Source organism: Kitasatospora gansuensis (genome assembly GCF_014203705.1).
Classification (GTDB): domain Bacteria; phylum Actinomycetota; class Actinomycetes; order Streptomycetales; family Streptomycetaceae; genus Kitasatospora; species Kitasatospora gansuensis.
Window position 1 is genome coordinate 2,243,366 of the sequence record NZ_JACHJR010000001.1, and the last position, 17,601, is coordinate 2,260,966.

Sequence of the window (17,601 nt, forward strand, 5' to 3'; positions counted from 1 at the left end):
CTGATTGCCCGTCAGGAGCAGCGATGGCCGTTCTGTCCCGGTCCCACCCGAGTTTCAGCGTCGACATCTTCCAGAACGAGTACCTGGCCGAAGGCGCCCGCGAGGTGAACGCGATCGTCACCGTCACCGCGACCGGCGGCGGCACCTCGGGCGGGCAGCCGCTGGCCCGGGACGCCGGTGCGGCCGCCGCCGTAGTGATCATGGTCGACTGCTCGGGGTCGATGGACTACCCCGCGGCCAAGCTGCGCAACGCGCGGGAGGCCACCGCCGTCGCCGTCGACACCATCCGCGACGGCGTCGCCTTCGCCGTGGTGGCCGGCACCCACGAGGCCAAGGACGTCTACCCGGGCGGCGGGAAGCTGGCGATCGCCGACCAGGCCACCCGCGCGCAGGCCAAGGAGGCGCTGCGCAAGCTGACCGCCAACGGCGGCACCGCGATCGGCACCTGGCTGACCAAGGCCAAGCAGCTCTTCGAGAGCCGGGCCGACATAGCGATCCGGCACGGCATCCTGCTCACCGACGGCCGCAACGAGCACGAGAAGGCCGCCGACCTGGAGCGGGTGCTCGGCCAGGCCGCGGGCTTCTTCACGGTGGACTGCCGGGGCGTCGGCACCGACTGGGAGGTGACCGAGCTGCGCAAGATCGCCTCGGCCCTGCTGGGCACCGTGGACATCGTCGCCGAACCGTCCGGACTGGCCGAGGACTTCCAGCAGATGATGGTGCAGGCGATGGGCAAGCAGGTCGCCGACGTGGCGCTGCGGGTCTGGACGCCGGCCAACGCGGTGGTCAAGTTCGTCAAGCAGGTCACCCCGAACCTGGAGGACCTGACGGATCGTCGGGCCGACGCCGGGCCCCGGGCCGGGGACTACCCGACCGGTTCCTGGGGTGACGAGAGCCGCGACTACCACGTCTGCGTCGAGGTGCCCGCCGCCGAGGTCGGCAACGAGATGCTGGCCGCCCGGATCAGTCTGCTGCTGCCGCAGCCCGACGGGACGACCGAGGTGCTCTCCCAGGGCCTGGTCCGCGCGGTCTGGACGGACGACCTGGCCTCCTCGACCCGGATCAGCCCGCAGGTCGCCCACTTCACCGGCCAGGCCGAGCTGGCCTCCTCGATCCAGGAGGGTCTCGAGGCGCACCGCGCGGGGGATGTCGACCTGGCAACGGCCAAGCTCGGCGCGGCCGTTCGGATCGCCCACCGGACCGGCAACGAGAGCACCTTCAAGCTGCTGCAGAAGGTGGTCGACGTGGTGGATCCGAAGGAGGGTACCGTTCGGTTCCGTAAGAACGTGAGCGAGGCCGACTCGATGACGCTGGACACCCGGTCGACCAAGACCGTCCGGGTGAAGAAGTGACCGGCTCGGGGGGCCGAACCGGAACGCTGGAGATGTGGGGGACCTGATGCCGATCTGCCCTAGGGGCCACGAGTCGCAGGCCGAGGACTGGTGCGACTTCTGCGGCTTCCCGATGACTCCGCCGCCGGGGCTGGCCGTGCCGGGCTCGTCGCCGTTCGTCAGCGGGCACACCCAGCCGCAGGGCGTACCGACCGGCCAGCCGCACACTCCGCCGGCGCCGCAGTACACCCAGCCGGGGCAGCCCGGTCAGCACGGGCAGCCGGAGCAGGGGGCGGCACCGCAGTACACCCAGCCCGGTCACCCCGCTCAGCCCGCGCCGTACCCGCAGGCCGGGGCCGGTCAGTTCACCCAGTCCGACCTCACGGCCGGCCTGCTCACCTGCCCAATCTGCCGGACCCCGCAGACCGGCCGGTACTGCGAGGAGTGCGGCTTCGACTACGAGCTCTCCTCGCCCGCGAGCCAGCAGCAACAGCAGCGGCCGACCTCCGGGTACGGCTTCCCGCCGCCTGCCCCCGCGCCGGTGCCCACGCCCGCCCCGTACCAGCCGCCGGTGCCGCCGCCCCCGCCGATGCCCAGCCCCTACCAGCCGCCGGTACCGCCGCCCGCGCCGACCCCGGAGCCCTCGCCGTTCCCGCCGCTCGGTGCTCCGGCTGCTCCGACCGGCCACGGGCAGTTCGAGCCGCAGGCCGGGCAGTTCCGGACGAACCCGGCCAACCCGGCCTTCCAGGGCTCGGAGGGCCTGGAGAGCTTCGACTCGGGCCCGACCTACGCGCAGCCGGGCAGCGCCCCGGGTGACGAGTTCGGCACTTCCTTCCACCTGCAGCCGCCGGGGGCTCCCCCGGCCAGGTCGACCTGGATCGCGGTGGTCACGGCCGACCGCGAGTACTTCACCGACATGATGGCCCGCAGCGGCCCGGAGGCAGCCGGACTGTTCTTCCCGCCGTACTGCCCCGAGCGCCGGATCCCGCTCACCGGCCGTGGCCAGCTCCGGATCGGCCGCCGCAGCCAGCACCGGGGCACCGTGCCGGAGATCGACCTCTCCGTCCCGCCGGAGGACCCGGGCGCCTCGCACCAGCACGCGCTGCTGGCCGAGCAGGCCGACGGCAGCTGGGTGCTGGTCGACCAGGACTCCACCAACGGCACCACGGTGAACGGCGGCCCGGAGGCGGTTCCCCCGCACACCGCGATCCCGCTGAACGACGGCGACCGGGTGCACATCGGCGCCTGGACCACGATCACCCTGCACCGCGCCTGACGGACCGTCGGTGGGGGCTCCGGCCCCCACCGACCGGGCCCTTGGTCCTCGTCCCCAGGTCCTGGTGTACGACCGCCGGACCGGTCTGCGACCATGGTCAAGTGACTGACGAGGCGACGTTCTTCGAACAAATCGGCGGCGAGCCGACCTTCCGGCGGCTGGTGCACGTCTTCTACCAGGGTGTCGCCGGGGACGAACTGCTGCGCCCGATGTACCCGGAGGAGGACCTCGGCCCGGCCGAGGAGCGGCTGACCCTGTTCCTGATGCAGTACTGGGGCGGGCCCCGCACGTACAGCGACGAGCGCGGCCACCCCCGGCTGCGGATGCGCCACGTCCCGTTCAAGGTCGACCAGGCCGCCCACGACGCCTGGCTGCGCCACATGCGCACGGCCGTGGACGCCCTCGAGCTCCCGACCGACGCCGAGCGCCAGCTCTGGGACTACCTCACCTACGCCGCCGCCTCGATGGTCAACACCGCGGGTTGAGCGCGGCCGGGCCGGGCGGCTTCAGCGCAGCGGACTGAGCCCGAGGCCGCCGCCCGGGACGGTGGTGCGCAGCGCGACCGAGCCGGCCGGGGCGCTCAGCCGCAGCCAGGTGCCGGAGCGGTGCGCGGTCAGGGTGGCGTCCGGGGTCAGGAAACCGACCACATAGGCGGCATGCGCGGCCCGGAGCGGGAGCTCGGGCATGGCGCCGAGCGGGCGGGCCCAGATCTCGTCGGCCAGCGCGTCCAGCGCCGAGCGGGTGCGGTGGTGCTCCGGGATCTCGACGGTGCGCTGCTTGAACTCCCGTACGGCGGACATCAGTTCCGGCATCACCGCGGGCGCGGTGGTGGCGCCGGTGCGCTCCCAGCGCGAGCGCGGCGGCAGGAGGCCGGCCCAGGCGGGGCCGGTGACCGGGGCCGGCAGGCCGAGCGTGGCGGCCGGCTCGTCGATGCTCTCCAGCAACTGACCGGCCGAGACGGTCAGATCGGCCTCCGCCGCACCGTCCCCGAGCCGGGCGCTGCGCACGGCCAGCACCCCGGAGCTGCCGAGCGGCAGCCGCCCGAACACCGCCAGCACCGGCCCGTGCTCGGCCCGGACGGCCTGCAGACGGACGGCGGCGGCCCGGTCGAAGCGCAGCAGCCGCTCCAGGAACGCCGCCAGGTCGGCGGCCTCCGTGGTGTCGGCGAGCGGAAGGCTGGGGGCGGTCAACGGATCAGCTCACTCGGGTACGAAGACGGGACAAGGACGGGGACAGGGCTCAGGCGGCCGCGGCGGCCTGGACCTGCTCGGCCCCGTCCACGAACCGGCCGAGGAACTCCCGCTCCACCGGGCTGATCCGGCGCGGCCGGCCGGCCGCCAGGTCGTACGGGACCACCACGGTGGAGGCCCGGACGTAGACCGTCTCGGTGCCGTCCTCGGCGGTGTCCTTGATCTCGTAGGAGACGGTCAGCGAGGCGCCGCCGATCTTCGTCACCCAGGTCTCGATGGTCACCGGCTCCGGCCGGTGCACCAGCGGGCGCTTGTAGTCGATCTCGTGCCGGGCCACCACCGAGCCGCCCGCGAACTCCCCGGCGCCGGCGGCGGCGGCCTGGGTGAACATGAAGTCGATCCGGGCCTCCTCCAGGTAGCGCAGGAAGACCACGTTGTTCACGTGTCCGAAGGCGTCCATGTCGGACCACCGCAGGGGGCAGGCGTAGATGTGGCGTGCCACGGTCGATCTCCTCAAGAATCCGATTGCCCGTCAGGACCGGGTACCCGCCGGTAGCTCACGGGCGGCGGCCCGGCAGGCCACCCCAGGGGCAGCCTGCCGGGCCGGTGTTGCACCGGCGTGTCAGCCCCGGGTCAGCTTCCGGTAGGTGGCCCGGTGCGGGCGGGCGGCGTCGGCGCCGAGCCGCTCGATCTTGTTCTTCTCGTACGACTCGAAGTTGCCCTCGAACCAGAACCACTTGCTGTCACCCTCGTACGCGAGGATGTGGGTGGTCACCCGGTCCAGGAACCACCGGTCGTGGGAGATCACCACGGCGCAGCCGGGGAACTCCAGCAGCGCGTTCTCGAGCGAGGACAGGGTCTCGACGTCGAGGTCGTTGGTGGGCTCGTCGAGGAGCAGCAGGTTGCCGCCCTGCTTGAGGGTCAGCGCCAGGTTGAGGCGGTTGCGCTCACCACCGGAGAGCACCCCGGCCGGCTTCTGCTGGTCCGGACCCTTGAAGCCGAACGCCGAGACGTAGGCGCGGGACGGCATCTCGACGTTGCCGACGTTGATCCAGTCCAGGCCGTCGGAGACGACCTCCCAGAGCGTCTTCTTCGGGTCGATGTTGGCGCGCGACTGGTCGACGTAGCTGATCTTGACCGTCTCGCCGACCTTGACGCTGCCGGAGTCCGGCGTCTCCATGTCGAGCAGCATCTTGAACAGCGTGGTCTTGCCGGCGCCGTTCGGGCCGATCACGCCGACGATGCCGTTGCGCGGCAGGGTGAAGCTCAGGTCGTCGATCAGCAGCTTCTCGCCGAAGGACTTCGAGAGGTTGTTGGTCTCGATCACGATGGCGCCCAGGCGCGGGCCCGGCGGGATCTGGATCTCCTCGAAGTCCAGCTTCCGCATCTTGTCGGCCTCGGCCGCCATCTCCTCGTAGCGGGCGAGGCGGGCCTTGGACTTGACCTGACGGCCCTTGGCGTTGGAGCGGACCCACTCCAGCTCCTCCTTGAGCCGCTTGGCGCGCTTGGCGTCCTTCTGGCCCTCGACCTTGAGACGGGTCTGCTTCGTCTCCAGGTAGGTGGAGTAGTTGCCCTCGTAGGGGTAGGCGCGACCGCGGTCGAGCTCCAGGATCCACTGGGCGACGTTGTCCAGGAAGTACCGGTCGTGGGTGACCGCGACCACGGTGCCCTTGTACTTCTCCAGGTGCTGCTCCAGCCAGTTCACCGACTCGGCGTCGAGGTGGTTGGTGGGCTCGTCGAGCAGCAGCAGGTCGGGCGCCTCGAGCAGCAGCTTGCAGAGCGCGACGCGGCGGCGCTCACCACCGGAGAGCTTGGTGACCGGCCAGTCGCCGGGCGGGCAGCCCAGCGCGTCCATGGCCTGCTCCAGCTGGGCGTCCAGGTCCCACGCCTCGGCGTGGTCCAGGTCCTCCTGCAGCTTGCCCATCTCGTCGAGCAGCGCGTCGGAGTAGTCCGTCGCCATCAGCTCGGCGATCTCGTTGAAGCGGTTGAGCTTCCCCTTGATCTCCTTGACGCCGTCCTCGACGTTCTCCAGGACGGTCTTGGACTCGTCGAGCGGGGGCTCCTGCAGGAGCATGCCGACGGTGTAGCCGGGGGAGAGGAAGGCATCGCCGTTCGAGGGCTGCTGCAGGCCGGCCATCATCTTCAGCACCGTGGACTTACCAGCACCGTTGGGGCCGACGACACCGATCTTCGCCCCAGGGAGGAAGCTCAGCGTCACGTCGTCAAGGATGACCTTGTCGCCGATGGCCTTGCGCACCTTGCGCATGGTGTAGATGTATTCCGCCACGTGAGATCGCTCCGGCGTCGTCGGTGAGTATTCGGGTTGCAGCCTTCCATTGTGCCGCACGCGGCGGACGCCCCCTAACGCCCTGTCCGGGGACGGCACCGGCCCCGCCCCCTCGACTGCGGAGGGACCGGGGCCGGATGTGCTCCGGGCTGTGGCCCCACCGTTCGGTGGGACCGGCTCAGCCGGTCAGGCGCGGCTGTGGCGGCCGCGGCGGCGCAGGGTGAAGACCGCGGCGGCACCGGCGATCACCAGGGCGCCGGCGATACCGGCGACCAGCGGGGTCTGGCCGCCGCCACCGGTGTTGGCCAGCACCGGGCCGGACGGGCTGGCCGACGGGGCCTTCGGGGTGGGCGAGGCCGCGGTGTCGGTCTTGCAGTTCAGTACGCCCTTGAACTCCGCCTTGAAGCCGTTCGGGCCGCTGACCACGATGTCGTACGCGGTGTCCTCGGCGACCTTGACCGGGACGCTCTTGGTGCCGCCCGGCGGGACGGTCACGGTCTGGCCGGACAGGGTGAAGGTGAAGTCCTGGTCGCCCTTGTTGGTGGCGGTGACCACCACGGCGCCCTCCACACAGTCGACCTTGGCGGTGACGGCCGGGATCGGGCCGGCGGGCGCCCAGTTGAGGGCCACCGTGGCGGCTGCCGGGACGGGCTCGGAGCCGGCCAGGATCAGCGTCTGGCTGTGCTCGTTCTGGGCGTTGACGCCGGTGAAGGCGCGGCCGACCGAGACCTCGGCGGAGGTGGTGGCCTTGATGGTGGCGGTGCCCGGGTTGGCCCCGGCCGGGGCCTTGGCGTAGATCTCGTCGCCGGTCTTGGCGGTCTTGACCGCCTTGCCCGCCTTGTCGGTGATGCTCAGGCCGGCCTTGGTGCCCGCCTCGTCCAGCGCCAGCGCGACGGAGGCGCCGTTGGTGGTGACGGTGATCGGGCCGAGCAGGTCGCCGCTCTTGCCGGAGACCGCGCTCGGGTTGAGGGTGAGGGTCGGCTTCGGCTCCTCGAGCTTGACCGCCTTCTGGCGCAGGTACTCGGTCAGCTGCTTGGCCTCGGCGTCGTCCGGGACGGCGTTGACGCCGTCCGAGAAGTACCAGATCGCGGCCTGGGTGCCGACTGCGGCGTCGTCCTCCGAGAGGTCCTTGATCTTGCTGCTCTCGCGCAGCTGCGCGAGGTTCAGCTGCGGGTAGGAGTTGCGGAGGATCCAGAGGATCTTCCCGGCCTGCTCGGGCTTGCCGGCCAGCGAGCTCGAGGCCCAGCCGGTCTCGGTGTAGTCCGCGCTCGGCTTGGTCGGGCTGAGCAGGTCGATGCAGTAGGTGTCGAGGATCTTCTTGTCCTCGGTCTCCAGCTGGAGGATGCCGCCCTGCACCTCCTTCTGATGCCCGTTCAGCTCGTACCTGACGGTCCCGCTGTGCCGGAGACCGTCCTTCAGCTTCGCCTTGGTGCCCGTCGACTCCTGCGACACGGCACTGGCCGAACCCGCCAGCATCATCCCGCTGCCGAGCAGCATGCTCGACGCGAGCATGACACCGGCTATGCGGGAGAGAGCCCGCCCCTGCTTGAACATCTAGTGACCCCTCCGGGCTGGGCCTTGCCGATGGCAGCCCGCCTTGCAAAGCGACGCACCCTGTGACACCGCCGCACTTGTGTGAACCAGACGCATCCTATTGACCGGAGGCCGCTGGCAAACCTCCGTGCCAAACGCGGACGGTTCCGTATCTATATTGTTATCAAGCAGCTGATCGCAACGGTGTACTGACGACCCGCCAGTTTCTCACTCCCAATCAGGAGCCTTTCCACCCGGGCACTCCGACGGACCCGAAGTGTCGAACGGTGAGCAGCTTCGGTCTCAGCCGATCGCTACTCGATCACTGCTTGCAATTTCACCACCTTCCGGTTTCACCTCCCGCACACCAGCGGGCACTTCGACCCCAGCCGCCTCCTCCGCCACCTCCCCCGCGCCGGCCGCCCGGACCGCCGGCGCCGCGACCGCCGCCTGCCGGGACTCGACCGCGGCGACGATCCACCCCGGCACCGCCTGACCCGCCGACGCCGGACCGGGCAGCGCACCGGCGAGCCCGGCGGGCGAGCCGGCGGGCAGGGCCGCGGACTCCTCCCGACCCGAACGACCCAACACCAGTTCGGGTTTGGCCTGCACCGCCCAGCGGAACGCGGTCGTCCCGCGGCCGAGGTCGTGGCCGACCACCCGGGCGTCGATCTCCACCACGCAGCGCCGCTTCTCCTCCTCGCCCCACTCCCGGACCCGCAGCCGCCCGCTGACCACCACCGGGTCGCCCTTGCTGAGCGAGCTCACCACGTTGGCCGCCAGCCAGCGCCAGGCGGTGACGGTCACCCAACTCGTCTCGCCGTCCACCCAGTCGCCCTTCTCGCGGTCGTAGCGGCGCTCGGTGGCGGCCATCCGGAAGTTCGCCACCGGGACTCCGGCGGCCGTTTGCGAGTAGCTCACCACTGTGGCGACATTGCCGATCATGGTCACCATGGTCTCGTTCATCGGGACACTCTCCGTCCATCGGGAATCACCGGGTGAAATCACCCGCCGAGGAGAGGATGCCGGTCCGGGAAAAACGATCCTGGTCGTTTCGAAATCCTGGGGAAAACTCGCACATGTGGATAACCGGCCTCACTCTCCGGAGTGAATCGGCTCCGATTTCCGGCTGACTCGACGTCAGTTTATCGAGGCCATGACAACTGGCGGACGGGCCCGCCGCCGGGCGCCGCTCCCCGAAGGGGTGGCCGGTGGGCGCATCCGCGCACGTCATCCGACCGAAGGAAGCCAAAACCTTCCCCCACCCGGCCCTCCGGCCGGCCCATTCTCCGCACCGAATCCATAACAGGTGGGGCGACAGCCCCGTAACGACTGCACAACGTCCGGCGTCAGAAGCGGTCAGGGCGCTGCATGCCCGGCCGCCACCTGCGATTATCGGACCGCTCAACCGGTGCCGACACACCACGCACGGTGCTTGAAGACCCGGCTGAGTATCTGGGCACCCTTATCCTGTCCCGGACCCCGCAGGCCGGCCGAAGCCCACCCGGGCGGATGTCGTCACGCCCCCATAGCTCAGCGGATAGAGCACCCGCCTTCTAAGCGGTAGGTCGCAGGTTCGAATCCTGCTGGGGGCACCAGCACCACCCCTCCCTCGCGGGCGCCGCCGCTCCCCCGCCCCGGCCGCCTCCCCGGAGCCTCAGAGCCCGTCCAGGTACCGGTCCAGCAGCTCGACCTGCCGCTCCGGCGGGAACTCGGCCGGGGCGAACAGTGCCTGCACCACCAACCCCAGCACGAAGCTCTGGGCCCCCGCCGCCACCTCCGCCACGCTCGCCTCCCCCGTCAGGTCGCCCTGCTCCCTGGCCTGGGCGACCAGCTCGGTCAGCCGCTCCCTGGCCCGGCGGTAGCGGGCGGCGTGGTCGGCCGCCAGTTCGGGGTCGGTCAGCGCCGCGTCCCAGGAGCCGACCCAGATCCGGTTGCCGGCCACCCCCTCCGGCGTCAGCGGCAGGATGTCCAGCAGGGTCGCCCGCAGCAGCGCCCGCCCGCCGTCGGCCGGCGAGGTCCGCTCGGCCGCCGGGCGCGGCCGGTCCACCGTGTGCCGGTCGAGCAGGTCCAGCGCGTACGCCAGCAGGGCCCGCTTGTTCGGGAAGTAGTGGGTGAGCAGCCCGGTGCTGGCGTTCAGTTCGGCCGCCACCGCACGGAGCGTCAGACCGCCGAAGCCGCGGTCGGCCAGCACCCGCCAGACCGCCGCGGAGACCTCGGAACGGCGGGCGTCATGGTCTCCACGAGCTGGCGTCATGGCGCTAGGGTACCTACCAAACGTTTGTTATGTACGTTCGACCATCCGCCCGGGGAGGGCCCCTTGTACGCCGTACCGCTCACCGACGACGCCGAGCTGCGCCCCCTCCAGCCGTGGCAGGCCGCCGAGTTCCTGGCCCACATGGACCGGGCCAGGACCAACGTCGACCCGTGGATCCCGTGGGCCACCTTCAGCACGGACCTGGACTCCGCCCGGGCCACCCTGCAGCGCTACGCCGACCGGCAGGCCACCGACAGCGGGGAGCTGTTCGGCATCTGGCTGGACGGGACGCTGGTCGGCGGCGTGATGTTCGTGTCCTTCGACGCCAAGGGCGGCAAGTGCGAGATCGGCGCCTGGTGCGAACCGGCCGCCCAGGGCCGGGGCCTGATCACGGCCGCCGTCCGGCGACTGCTCGACCACGCCTTCACGGTGCGCGGCCTGCACCGGGCCGAGTGGTGGAACAGTACGGTCAACACCCGCAGCCGGGCGGTGGCCCGGAAGCTCGGGATGCACCACGACGGGACGCTGCGCGAGTGGTGCGAGTTCCAGGGCGCCCGGCAGGACTACGAGGTCTGGTCGATGCTGGCCCACGAGTGGCAGAAAACCAAGTGACAGCAGGGCCAGGCCGGTTGAGGATGGCCGCCCGACTACCTACGGAGCGCCATGGCCGAGCACCGCACCGTCCCCGCCCTGTTCCCGCCACCGGGCTACGCGCACGCCGTCCTGGTCGAGGCCGGTGAGCGCCTCGCCTTCCTGGCCGGCGGGGTGCCGCTGGACGCCGACGGCAAGCTGGTAGGCCCGGGTGACTACGAGGCCCAGACCCGGCAGGTGCTCGCCAACCTCGAGACCGCGCTGGCCTCGGTCGGCAGCGGCCTGGAGAAGGTGGTGGCCAGCACCGTCTACGTGGTGGCCGACCGGCCCGAGCCGCTCTCCGAGGTCTGGGAGCTCGTCAAGGCCTCGGCGCTGAGCGCCGGACCGCACAGCTCGACCCTGCTCGGCGTCACCACCCTCGGCTACACCGGCCAGTTGGTGGAGATCACACTCACCGCCGTGGTCCCGGACCAGCCCACTGTGGAAGGGTGAACCGACACCCCTGACGATCCCGGAGGCGGCCGTGCCCCAGCAGTTCGACACCGGTACGGCCGGCCTGCGGGCCTCGGTCGACGGCGCCGTCGCCACCCTGGTGCTGGACCGCCCGGAGCGCCGGAACGCCGTCACCGGGGCGATGTGGCGGGCGCTGCCCGGCGTACTGGACCGGCTGGCCACCGCGCCCGGGGTCAGGGTGCTGCTGCTGACCGGTGCGAACGGCACCTTCAGCGCCGGGGCGGACATCAGCGAGCTGACCCGGGTCTACGCCGACCCGGACCTGGCCGACACCTACCACGCCGAGAACGTCGCGGCCGAGGAGGCGCTGGCCGCCTTCCCGCACCCCACCATCGCCGTGGTGCACGGCCACTGCGTGGGCGGTGGCTGCCAGTTGGCGGCCGCCTGTGACCTGCGGTTCGTCGCCGAGGACGCCCTGCTGGGCATCACCCCGGCCAAGCTCGGGGTGGTCTACCCGGCCGTGCCGACCGTCCGGCTGGCCCGGCTGGTCGGCCCGGCCCGGGCCAAGTACCTGCTGTTCTCCGGCGAGTTGGTGGGCGCCCGGCGGGCCGAGCTGTTCGGCCTGGCGGACGAGGTGCTGCCCGCCGACCGACTGGACGCCCGCGCCCGGGAGTTCGCCGAGCTGCTGGCGACCCGCTCACCCCAGACCATCGGCGCCGCCAAGGCCGCGCTGGCCGCGGACGACCCGGCGGCGGCGCTGGCCCCGTGGGAGCGCAAGTCCCGCCAGTCGCCGGACGTCCGCGAGGGGTTGGCGGCGTTCCTGGAACGCCGCCAACCGAAGTTCTAACGGATCGGCAGACCCGAGATGGCCCGCGCGATCACCAGCCGCTGGATCTCGCTGGTGCCCTCGAAGATGGTGTAGATCGCGCTGTCCCGGTGCATCCGCTCCACCGGGTACTCCCGGGTGAAGCCGTTGCCGCCGAGGATCTGCATCGCCTGCGCCGTCACGTACTTGGCGGTCTCGCCCGCGTACAGCTTGGACATCGAGCCCTCGGCCGAGGTGAACGGCTGGTTGTTGGCCGCCATCCAGGAGGCCCGCCAGACCAGCAGCCGGGCCGCGTCGATCCGGGTCTTCATGTCGGCCAACTGGAAGGCCACGCCCTGGTTGTCGATGATCGGGCGGCCGAACTGCACCCGGGTCTTCGCGTAGTCCAGCGCCACCTCGTACGCGGCCCGGGCGATGCCGATCGCCTGCGCCCCGACGGCGGGACGGGACGCCTCGAAGGTGGCCATGGCGGCGTTCCGGCCGCCCTTCTTGACGCCCTCCCGGGCCCTGGCCAGCCGCTCGTCCAGCTTCTCCTTGCCGCCGAGCAGGCAGCTGCCGGGGATCCGGACCCCGTCCAGCACCACCTCGGCGGTGTGCGAGGCGCGGATGCCGTGCTTCTTGAACTTCTGACCCTGGCTCAGCCCGGGCGTGCCCGGCGGCACCACGAAGGACGCCTGCCCGCGCGAGCCGAGCGCCGGGTCGACGGTCGCCACCACCACGTGCACGGCGGCGATCCCGCCGTTGGTGGCCCAGGTCTTGGTGCCGTTCAGCACCCACTCGTCCTTGGCCTCGTCGTACACCGCGCGGGTGCGCAGCGCCGAGACGTCCGACCCGGCGTCCGGCTCGGAGGAGCAGAACGCGGCCACCTTGACGTCGTCCGGCGTACCGAACATCTGCGGGGCCCAGGTGCCGATCTGCTCGTCGGTGCCGTTGGCCAGCACGGCGACGGCGGCCAGCGTGGTGCCGACGATCGCCAGGCCGAGGCCGGCGTCGCCCCAGAACAGCTCCTCCATGGCGATCGGGATGCCGACGCCGGAGGGGTCGAAGTACTGCTGGGCGTAGAAGTCCAGCGAGTAGATGCCGATCTTGGCGGCCTCCTGGATGATCGGCCAGGGGGTCTCCTCGCGCTCGTCCCACTCGGCGGCGGCCGGGCGCATCACGTCGGCGGCGAAGCCGTGCAGCCAGTCCCGGACGGCGAGCTGGTCCGGGCCTGGGTCGAGGGAGAAGGTGCTCATGCGGGTTGCCTCCGGGACGGGAGTGCGGACCGAAAGGCCCACGCCATCGGGGTGTTACCCCGGGTAACATGCCGCGAGTCTGCTACTGATTGGTAATCCGTGTCAACGGCCGAGCGAGGAGCCGCACCGTGTCCCCAGAGCCCCGCCGCGAGCAACCGTCGAACGCCGTGGAGCCGCGCCGCGAGCAGTTGCTGAACGCGGCCGACCGGGTCATCCAGCGCGAGGGCCCCGGCGCGAGCATGAACGCGATCGCCGCCGAGGCGGGCATCACCAAGCCCATCCTGTACCGGCACTTCGGCGACCGGACGGGCCTGATCCGGGCTCTGACGGAGCGTCACACCAGCGGCCTGCTGGCCGCCGTCCGGGCCGCGCTGAACGAACCGCTGGAGCGCCGCGACCGGGTCGAGCACGTGCTGGACGTCTACCTGGCGGGCATCGAGTCCCGCCCGCAGGTGTACCGGCTGCTGACCCACCCGGAGTCCGGCGACCCGGCCGGGGCGGGCCAGGCGCTGGCGCCCGCGCTGCGGCAGATCGCCGAGGAGATCACCCGGGCGGTCCGGGCGCAGGTCGACCTCGGCCCGGACGCGCCGCTGCTCGCCGAGACCTGGGGCCGGTCGATCACCGGGATGGTGCTGGCGGCCGGCGACTGGTGGCTGGACCAGCGGCCCTGCTCCCGGGCCCGGATGGTGCAGGCGCTGGCCGATCTGCTCTGGGGCCGGCTCGCGGCGGCGGCACCACTGCCAGGGGCACCCGCCTGACGGCTCGGAACATGAGGGCTACTCACCTCTTGTGCCCGCCATCGCGGTGCGGCAGGATCGGCGCACCCCACCCCCATGCCCCGCCGCGAGGTGCCCCGTGCGTGTTCGCCGTACCGCCGCCGCCCTGTCCCTGGCCACCGCCGCCGTGCTGTCCGGCGCCGCGATGCCGGTCGAGGCCGCCGCGCACCAGGCTTCCTACCCTCAGGGCGACCGCCACCAGCGGGCCGACTTCCCGACCGGCACGGTGACCACCGCCGACGGCCGGACCCACCTGACCGACTCCGCCGGGCGGGTGCTCCAGCTGCGCGGCTTCAATGTCGACAAGTACGCCGAGGCGACCGAGGCCGACCTGCGGTCCGCCGCCGAACACGGCTTCACCCTGGTCCGGGTGGCGATCTCCTGGAACCGGCTGGAGCCGACCCGGGGCCGGCTGGACCGGACCGAGCTGGACCGGCTGCACCGGGTGCTCAACTGGGCGGAGAAGTACGGCCTGTTGGCCCTGGTCGACTTCCACCAGGACGTCTACGGGCCGAAGTTCGGCGGCGGCGACCGGGGCATCCCGCTCTGGGCCACCCGGGACGACGGCCTGCCGTTCGAGGAGGACCCGGACGACTGGTTCGCCGGGTACTTCCAGCCCGCCGTGCAGGCCGCCTTCACCCACCTCTACGACGACCCGGACCTGCGCCGCTGGCAGGCCGACTTCTACACCCGGCTGGCCCGCGAACTCCGGGACCACCGCTCACTGCTGGGCTACGACCTGTTCAACGAGCCGTCAGGACCGATCCCCGGCGACCCGACCGACCCAGCCGTACTGGTGGCCGCCTCGGCCGAGCTGGAGCAGGGGCGGCTGGCCGAGATGTACCGCCGCCTGATCACGGCCGTCCGCCAGGTCGACAGCCGCTCCTGGCTGTTCGTCGAACCGACCGTGCTGGTCGGCCAGGGCGTGCCCACCCAGCTGCCCGGCTTCGGCGACCCGCGCTCCGGGGCCGACCGGCTGGGCTACGCCCCGCACTTCTACGACACCGCCGTCGAGGCGGGCCGGGACTGGGACCCGTCCGGCGGCTTCGTGGAGAACTACCTCGCCGCGATCAGCGCCTACCCGCGGGCCAACCACCTGCCGGTACTGGTCGGCGAGTGGGGCCCGCCGAACTCCCGCACCCCGGGCAACACCGAGCTGGTGAAGCGTCAGGTCGCCGCGATGAACGGCTTCGCCTCCGGCTGGGCCATGTGGTACTGGTGCAAGGGCGGCGGCGGCTACTGCGCGCTCGGCCCGGACGGCCGCCCGGCCCCCGGCAACGAGCCGGTCTTCGGCCCGTACGCCCGGGCCCTGGCGGGCACCCCCGGCACCGAGAGCTACCAGGGCGGCAGCTACACCCTGACCTTCGTCACCGGCGGCCGCACCGCCGGGGGCAGCGGCGGCTGGACCGAGATCAGCCTGCCCGGCACCGCCTACCCCAACGGCGTCAAGGTCACCGTCAGCGGCGCCCGGGCCTCGGTGCTGGACGTCGACCAGCCCCGGGGCGACCGGGCCGGGGTGGCCCGGGTCCTGCTGCCGCTGGTCCGCCCCGGCACGGTCGTGACGGTCCGGATCAGCGGCAGCTGAAAGGCGTCAGCCGTTCAGACCGCGCCGGGTGAGCAGCGGGGTGATCTCCGGGTCCCGGCCGACCACGGCGCGGAAGCAGTCCAGCGCGTCCACGCTGCCGCCCCGGGAGAGCAGTTCGGCCCGGAAGGTCTCGCCGCTCTCCCGGACACCGCGGCCGTTGGTCTCGAACCAGCGCACCGTGTCGGCGTCCAGCACCTCGGACCAGATGTACGCGTAGTACCCGGCGCTGTAGTCGTTGGAGAACACGTGGCTGAAGTAGGTGCTCCGGTAGCGCGGCGGCACCAGCGGGTCGGCCAGCCCGGCCTTGGCCAGTGCGGCCGCCTCGAACTCCTGGGCGTCCTCGATCACTTCACCCACCGGCACGGTGTGCCAGGCCCAGTCCAGCAGCGCGGCGGCCAGGTACTCCACGGTCCGGAAGCCCTGCCCGAACCGGTCGGCCGCGGCCATCCGCTCGACCAGCTCGGCGGGCAGCGGCTCGCCGGTCAGGTGGTGCTTGGCGTAGTTGGCCAGCACCTCCGGCCTGGTCATCCACATCTCGTTCACCTGGGACGGGAACTCAACGAAGTCACGCGGCACTTCGGTGCCCGAGAACAGCGGGTAGCGCACCGCCGAGAACAGCCCGTGCAGGGCGTGGCCGAACTCGTGGAACAGCGTCCGCACCTCGTCCCAGGTCAGCAGGGCGGGCTCACCGTCCGCCGGGTGGGCGATGTTGAGGTTGTTCACCACCACCGGCCGCTGCCCCAACAGCTCGGACTGCTGGACGAGTTCGTTCATCCACGCGCCGCCGCCCTTCGACTCCCGGGCGTGGAAGTCGCCGAGGAACAGACCCAGCGAGGAGCCGTCCGCCTCGAACACCTCGAAGACCCGGGCATCCGGGTGATACCCCGTCAGGTCGGCCCGCTCGGTGAAGGTCAGCCCGTAGGCGAGCCCGGCGGCGAAGAACACCCCGTCGTGCAGCACCCGCTCCAGCTCGAAGTACGGGCGCAGCTCGGCCGCGTCCAGGCTGTACTCGGTCTGCCGGACCAGCTCCGAGTAGTACAGCCAGTCGTGCGCGCCGAAGTCCCCGACCCCGTCGGCCCGTTCGGCGAACTCCGCCAGCTTCCGGCCCTCCGCCCGGGCGTTCGCCACGGCCGGCGGGATCAGCCGCGCGAACAGCTCCTCCACCGCCTCGACCGTCCCGGCCGTCTCGTCGGCCACCACGTACGCGGCGTGGCTCGGGTACCCGAGCAGCTCGGCCCGCTCGGCCCGCAGCCCGGCCAGCTCGATCGCCAGCGGCCCGTTGCTCTCGACCGCCCGGTCCACCGAGGCCGCCAGCAGCCTGGCCCGCAGCTCCCGGTCGGTGAGCGCGGCCAGTTCGGACTGGTTGGTGAAGTTCTTCAGACTCAGCACGTACGAGCCGTCCTGACCCAGCGCCCGACCGTTCGCGGCGGCCGCCGCCACCGCGTCGGCCGACAGACCGGCCAGCTGCTCGGCACCCTCCACCACCACGGCCCTGGCCCGGGTGTCGGTGAACACGTTCTGCCGGAACGCCGCCTGGGCCGACGCCAGCCGGCCGTTGATCTCCCGCAGCCGCAGCTGCCCCTCGGTCGGCAGCCGGACCCCGGCCCGGACGAAACGGGTGTGGTGCCGCTCCAGCAGCCGCAGGCTCTCGGCGTCCAGTCCGAGCTCGGCACGCGCCTGGAACAGCGTCTCGAACCGGGCGAACAGCGCCGGGTCCAGCAGGATGGTGTCCAGGTGCGCGGCCAGCCGGGGGCTCAGCTCGGCGTCCAGCGCCTGCAGCCCCGGCGTGGTGTCGGAGCTGTTCCGGTTGTCGAAGACCAGCCGGACCCGGCGCAGCAACGCACCCGAACGCTCCAGCGCCACCACGGTGTTGTCGAAGCTCGGCGGCTCCGGGTCGGCGGTGATGGCGGCGATCTCGGCAAGCTGGTCGGCCATACCGCGGTCGAAGGCGGGCAGGTAGTGCTCTTCCCGGATGGCGGCGAAGGGCGGAAGTTCGAACACCAGGGTGCTGGGCACGAAGAATGGGTTGTCGCTCATACGTCAGACCCTAGGCACTCGGGCACACCCTCCGGAAGACAGGGGCACACGGTGGACCACCAGGGGCTCGGGGAACTGCGACGCCAACCTCGGAAAAGGTGATCCGTGCGTAAGTGGTCAGGCACTTTCGCATTTTGCCCCACCAGCCACGAACCGTCGCCGTTCCCCGAGCCCCTGTCGTCCGCCCCGCCTGCCTCACAGGAAGTGTCGGCACCTCCCGGTAC

16 protein-coding genes and 1 tRNA gene are annotated in these 17,601 nt (G+C 71.8%); 9 read left to right on the plus strand and 8 right to left on the minus strand.

Features of this window, described 5'->3' with window-relative positions:
• The first annotated feature begins 23 nt into the window (after positions 1–23).
• The 3 genes from F4556_RS09845 (at position 24) to F4556_RS09855 (ending at position 3,092) form a co-directional block, all read left to right on the plus strand.
• Positions 24–1,352 (plus strand): vWA domain-containing protein, encoded by a 1,329-nt coding sequence (locus F4556_RS09845; protein ID WP_184913469.1) that lies wholly within the window; start codon positions 24–26, stop codon positions 1,350–1,352.
• Positions 1,353–1,398: 46 nt separating this feature from the next.
• A complete protein-coding gene (locus F4556_RS39030; protein WP_184913470.1) occupies positions 1,399–2,607 on the plus strand; it encodes an FHA domain-containing protein in 1,209 nt (402 codons plus the stop codon).
• Between the two features lie 101 nt (positions 2,608–2,708).
• A complete protein-coding gene (locus F4556_RS09855) occupies positions 2,709–3,092 on the plus strand; it encodes a globin (RefSeq protein WP_184913471.1) in 384 nt (127 codons plus the stop codon).
• Positions 3,093–3,113: 21 nt separating this feature from the next.
• On the opposite strand, the gene F4556_RS09860 is transcribed toward F4556_RS09855, so the two are convergent.
• The 5 genes from F4556_RS09860 to F4556_RS09880 form a co-directional block, all read right to left on the minus strand.
• Positions 3,114–3,797, minus strand: coding sequence for a DUF8010 domain-containing protein (locus tag F4556_RS09860; RefSeq protein ID WP_184913472.1), 684 nt, complete (start codon positions 3,795–3,797; stop codon positions 3,114–3,116).
• Between the two features lie 49 nt (positions 3,798–3,846).
• Positions 3,847–4,299: an acyl-CoA thioesterase gene (locus F4556_RS09865; protein ID WP_184913473.1), complete on the minus strand. Its 453-nt coding sequence runs from the start codon at positions 4,297–4,299 to the stop codon at positions 3,847–3,849.
• Between the two features lie 120 nt (positions 4,300–4,419).
• Positions 4,420–6,084 carry an energy-dependent translational throttle protein EttA gene (gene ettA, locus F4556_RS09870; protein WP_184913474.1) on the minus strand — a complete coding sequence of 555 codons (1,665 nt, stop codon included), beginning with the start codon at positions 6,082–6,084 and terminating at the stop codon, positions 4,420–4,422.
• Positions 6,085–6,270: 186 nt separating this feature from the next.
• Positions 6,271–7,596 (minus strand): Cys-Gln thioester bond-forming surface protein, encoded by a 1,326-nt coding sequence (locus F4556_RS09875; RefSeq protein WP_184913475.1) that lies wholly within the window; start codon positions 7,594–7,596, stop codon positions 6,271–6,273.
• 324 nt (positions 7,597–7,920) lie between these two features.
• Positions 7,921–8,583, minus strand: a complete 663-nt coding sequence (locus F4556_RS09880) for a single-stranded DNA-binding protein (RefSeq protein ID WP_221503574.1) — start codon at positions 8,581–8,583, stop codon at positions 7,921–7,923.
• A 556-nt stretch (positions 8,584–9,139) separates the two neighbouring features.
• Between F4556_RS09880 and F4556_RS09885 the strand changes: the two genes are divergently transcribed.
• Positions 9,140–9,215, plus strand: a tRNA-Arg gene (locus F4556_RS09885).
• Positions 9,216–9,274: 59 nt separating this feature from the next.
• On the opposite strand, the gene F4556_RS09890 is transcribed toward F4556_RS09885, so the two are convergent.
• Positions 9,275–9,874 carry a TetR/AcrR family transcriptional regulator gene (locus F4556_RS09890; RefSeq protein WP_184913477.1) on the minus strand — a complete coding sequence of 200 codons (600 nt, stop codon included), beginning with the start codon at positions 9,872–9,874 and terminating at the stop codon, positions 9,275–9,277.
• Between the two features lie 63 nt (positions 9,875–9,937).
• On the opposite strand from F4556_RS09890, the gene F4556_RS09895 reads away from it, so the two are divergent.
• From F4556_RS09895 to F4556_RS09905, 3 genes are read left to right on the plus strand one after another with little or no spacing between them, the layout of a single operon-like run.
• Entirely contained in the window at positions 9,938–10,486 is a 549-nt protein-coding gene (locus F4556_RS09895) for a GNAT family N-acetyltransferase (protein WP_184913479.1), read from the plus strand.
• A gap of 51 nt (positions 10,487–10,537) precedes the next feature.
• Complete coding sequence (locus F4556_RS09900; protein WP_184913480.1) at positions 10,538–10,957, plus strand: RidA family protein; 420 nt, start codon at positions 10,538–10,540, stop codon at positions 10,955–10,957.
• A gap of 31 nt (positions 10,958–10,988) precedes the next feature.
• Positions 10,989–11,765 carry an enoyl-CoA hydratase/isomerase family protein gene (locus F4556_RS09905; RefSeq protein ID WP_184913482.1) on the plus strand — a complete coding sequence of 259 codons (777 nt, stop codon included), beginning with the start codon at positions 10,989–10,991 and terminating at the stop codon, positions 11,763–11,765.
• On the opposite strand, the gene F4556_RS09910 is transcribed toward F4556_RS09905, so the two are convergent.
• Positions 11,762–12,979 carry an acyl-CoA dehydrogenase family protein gene (locus tag F4556_RS09910; protein WP_184913485.1) on the minus strand — a complete coding sequence of 406 codons (1,218 nt, stop codon included), beginning with the start codon at positions 12,977–12,979 and terminating at the stop codon, positions 11,762–11,764. The two genes, F4556_RS09905 and F4556_RS09910, sit on opposite strands and share 4 nt — an antisense overlap.
• Before the next feature lie 128 nt (positions 12,980–13,107).
• Between F4556_RS09910 and F4556_RS09915 the strand changes: the two genes are divergently transcribed.
• Together F4556_RS09915 and F4556_RS09920 are read left to right on the plus strand one after the other, a co-directional pair.
• A complete protein-coding gene (locus F4556_RS09915) occupies positions 13,108–13,737 on the plus strand; it encodes a TetR family transcriptional regulator (RefSeq protein WP_184913487.1) in 630 nt (209 codons plus the stop codon).
• A gap of 97 nt (positions 13,738–13,834) precedes the next feature.
• Complete coding sequence (locus F4556_RS09920) at positions 13,835–15,340, plus strand: cellulase family glycosylhydrolase (RefSeq protein ID WP_313068232.1); 1,506 nt, start codon at positions 13,835–13,837, stop codon at positions 15,338–15,340.
• Positions 15,341–15,346: 6 nt separating this feature from the next.
• Here F4556_RS09920 and F4556_RS09925 read toward each other — a convergent pair whose 3' ends face one another.
• Positions 15,347–17,377 carry a M3 family metallopeptidase gene (locus F4556_RS09925; protein WP_184913489.1) on the minus strand — a complete coding sequence of 677 codons (2,031 nt, stop codon included), beginning with the start codon at positions 17,375–17,377 and terminating at the stop codon, positions 15,347–15,349.
• Between the last annotated feature and the right edge of the window lie 224 nt (positions 17,378–17,601).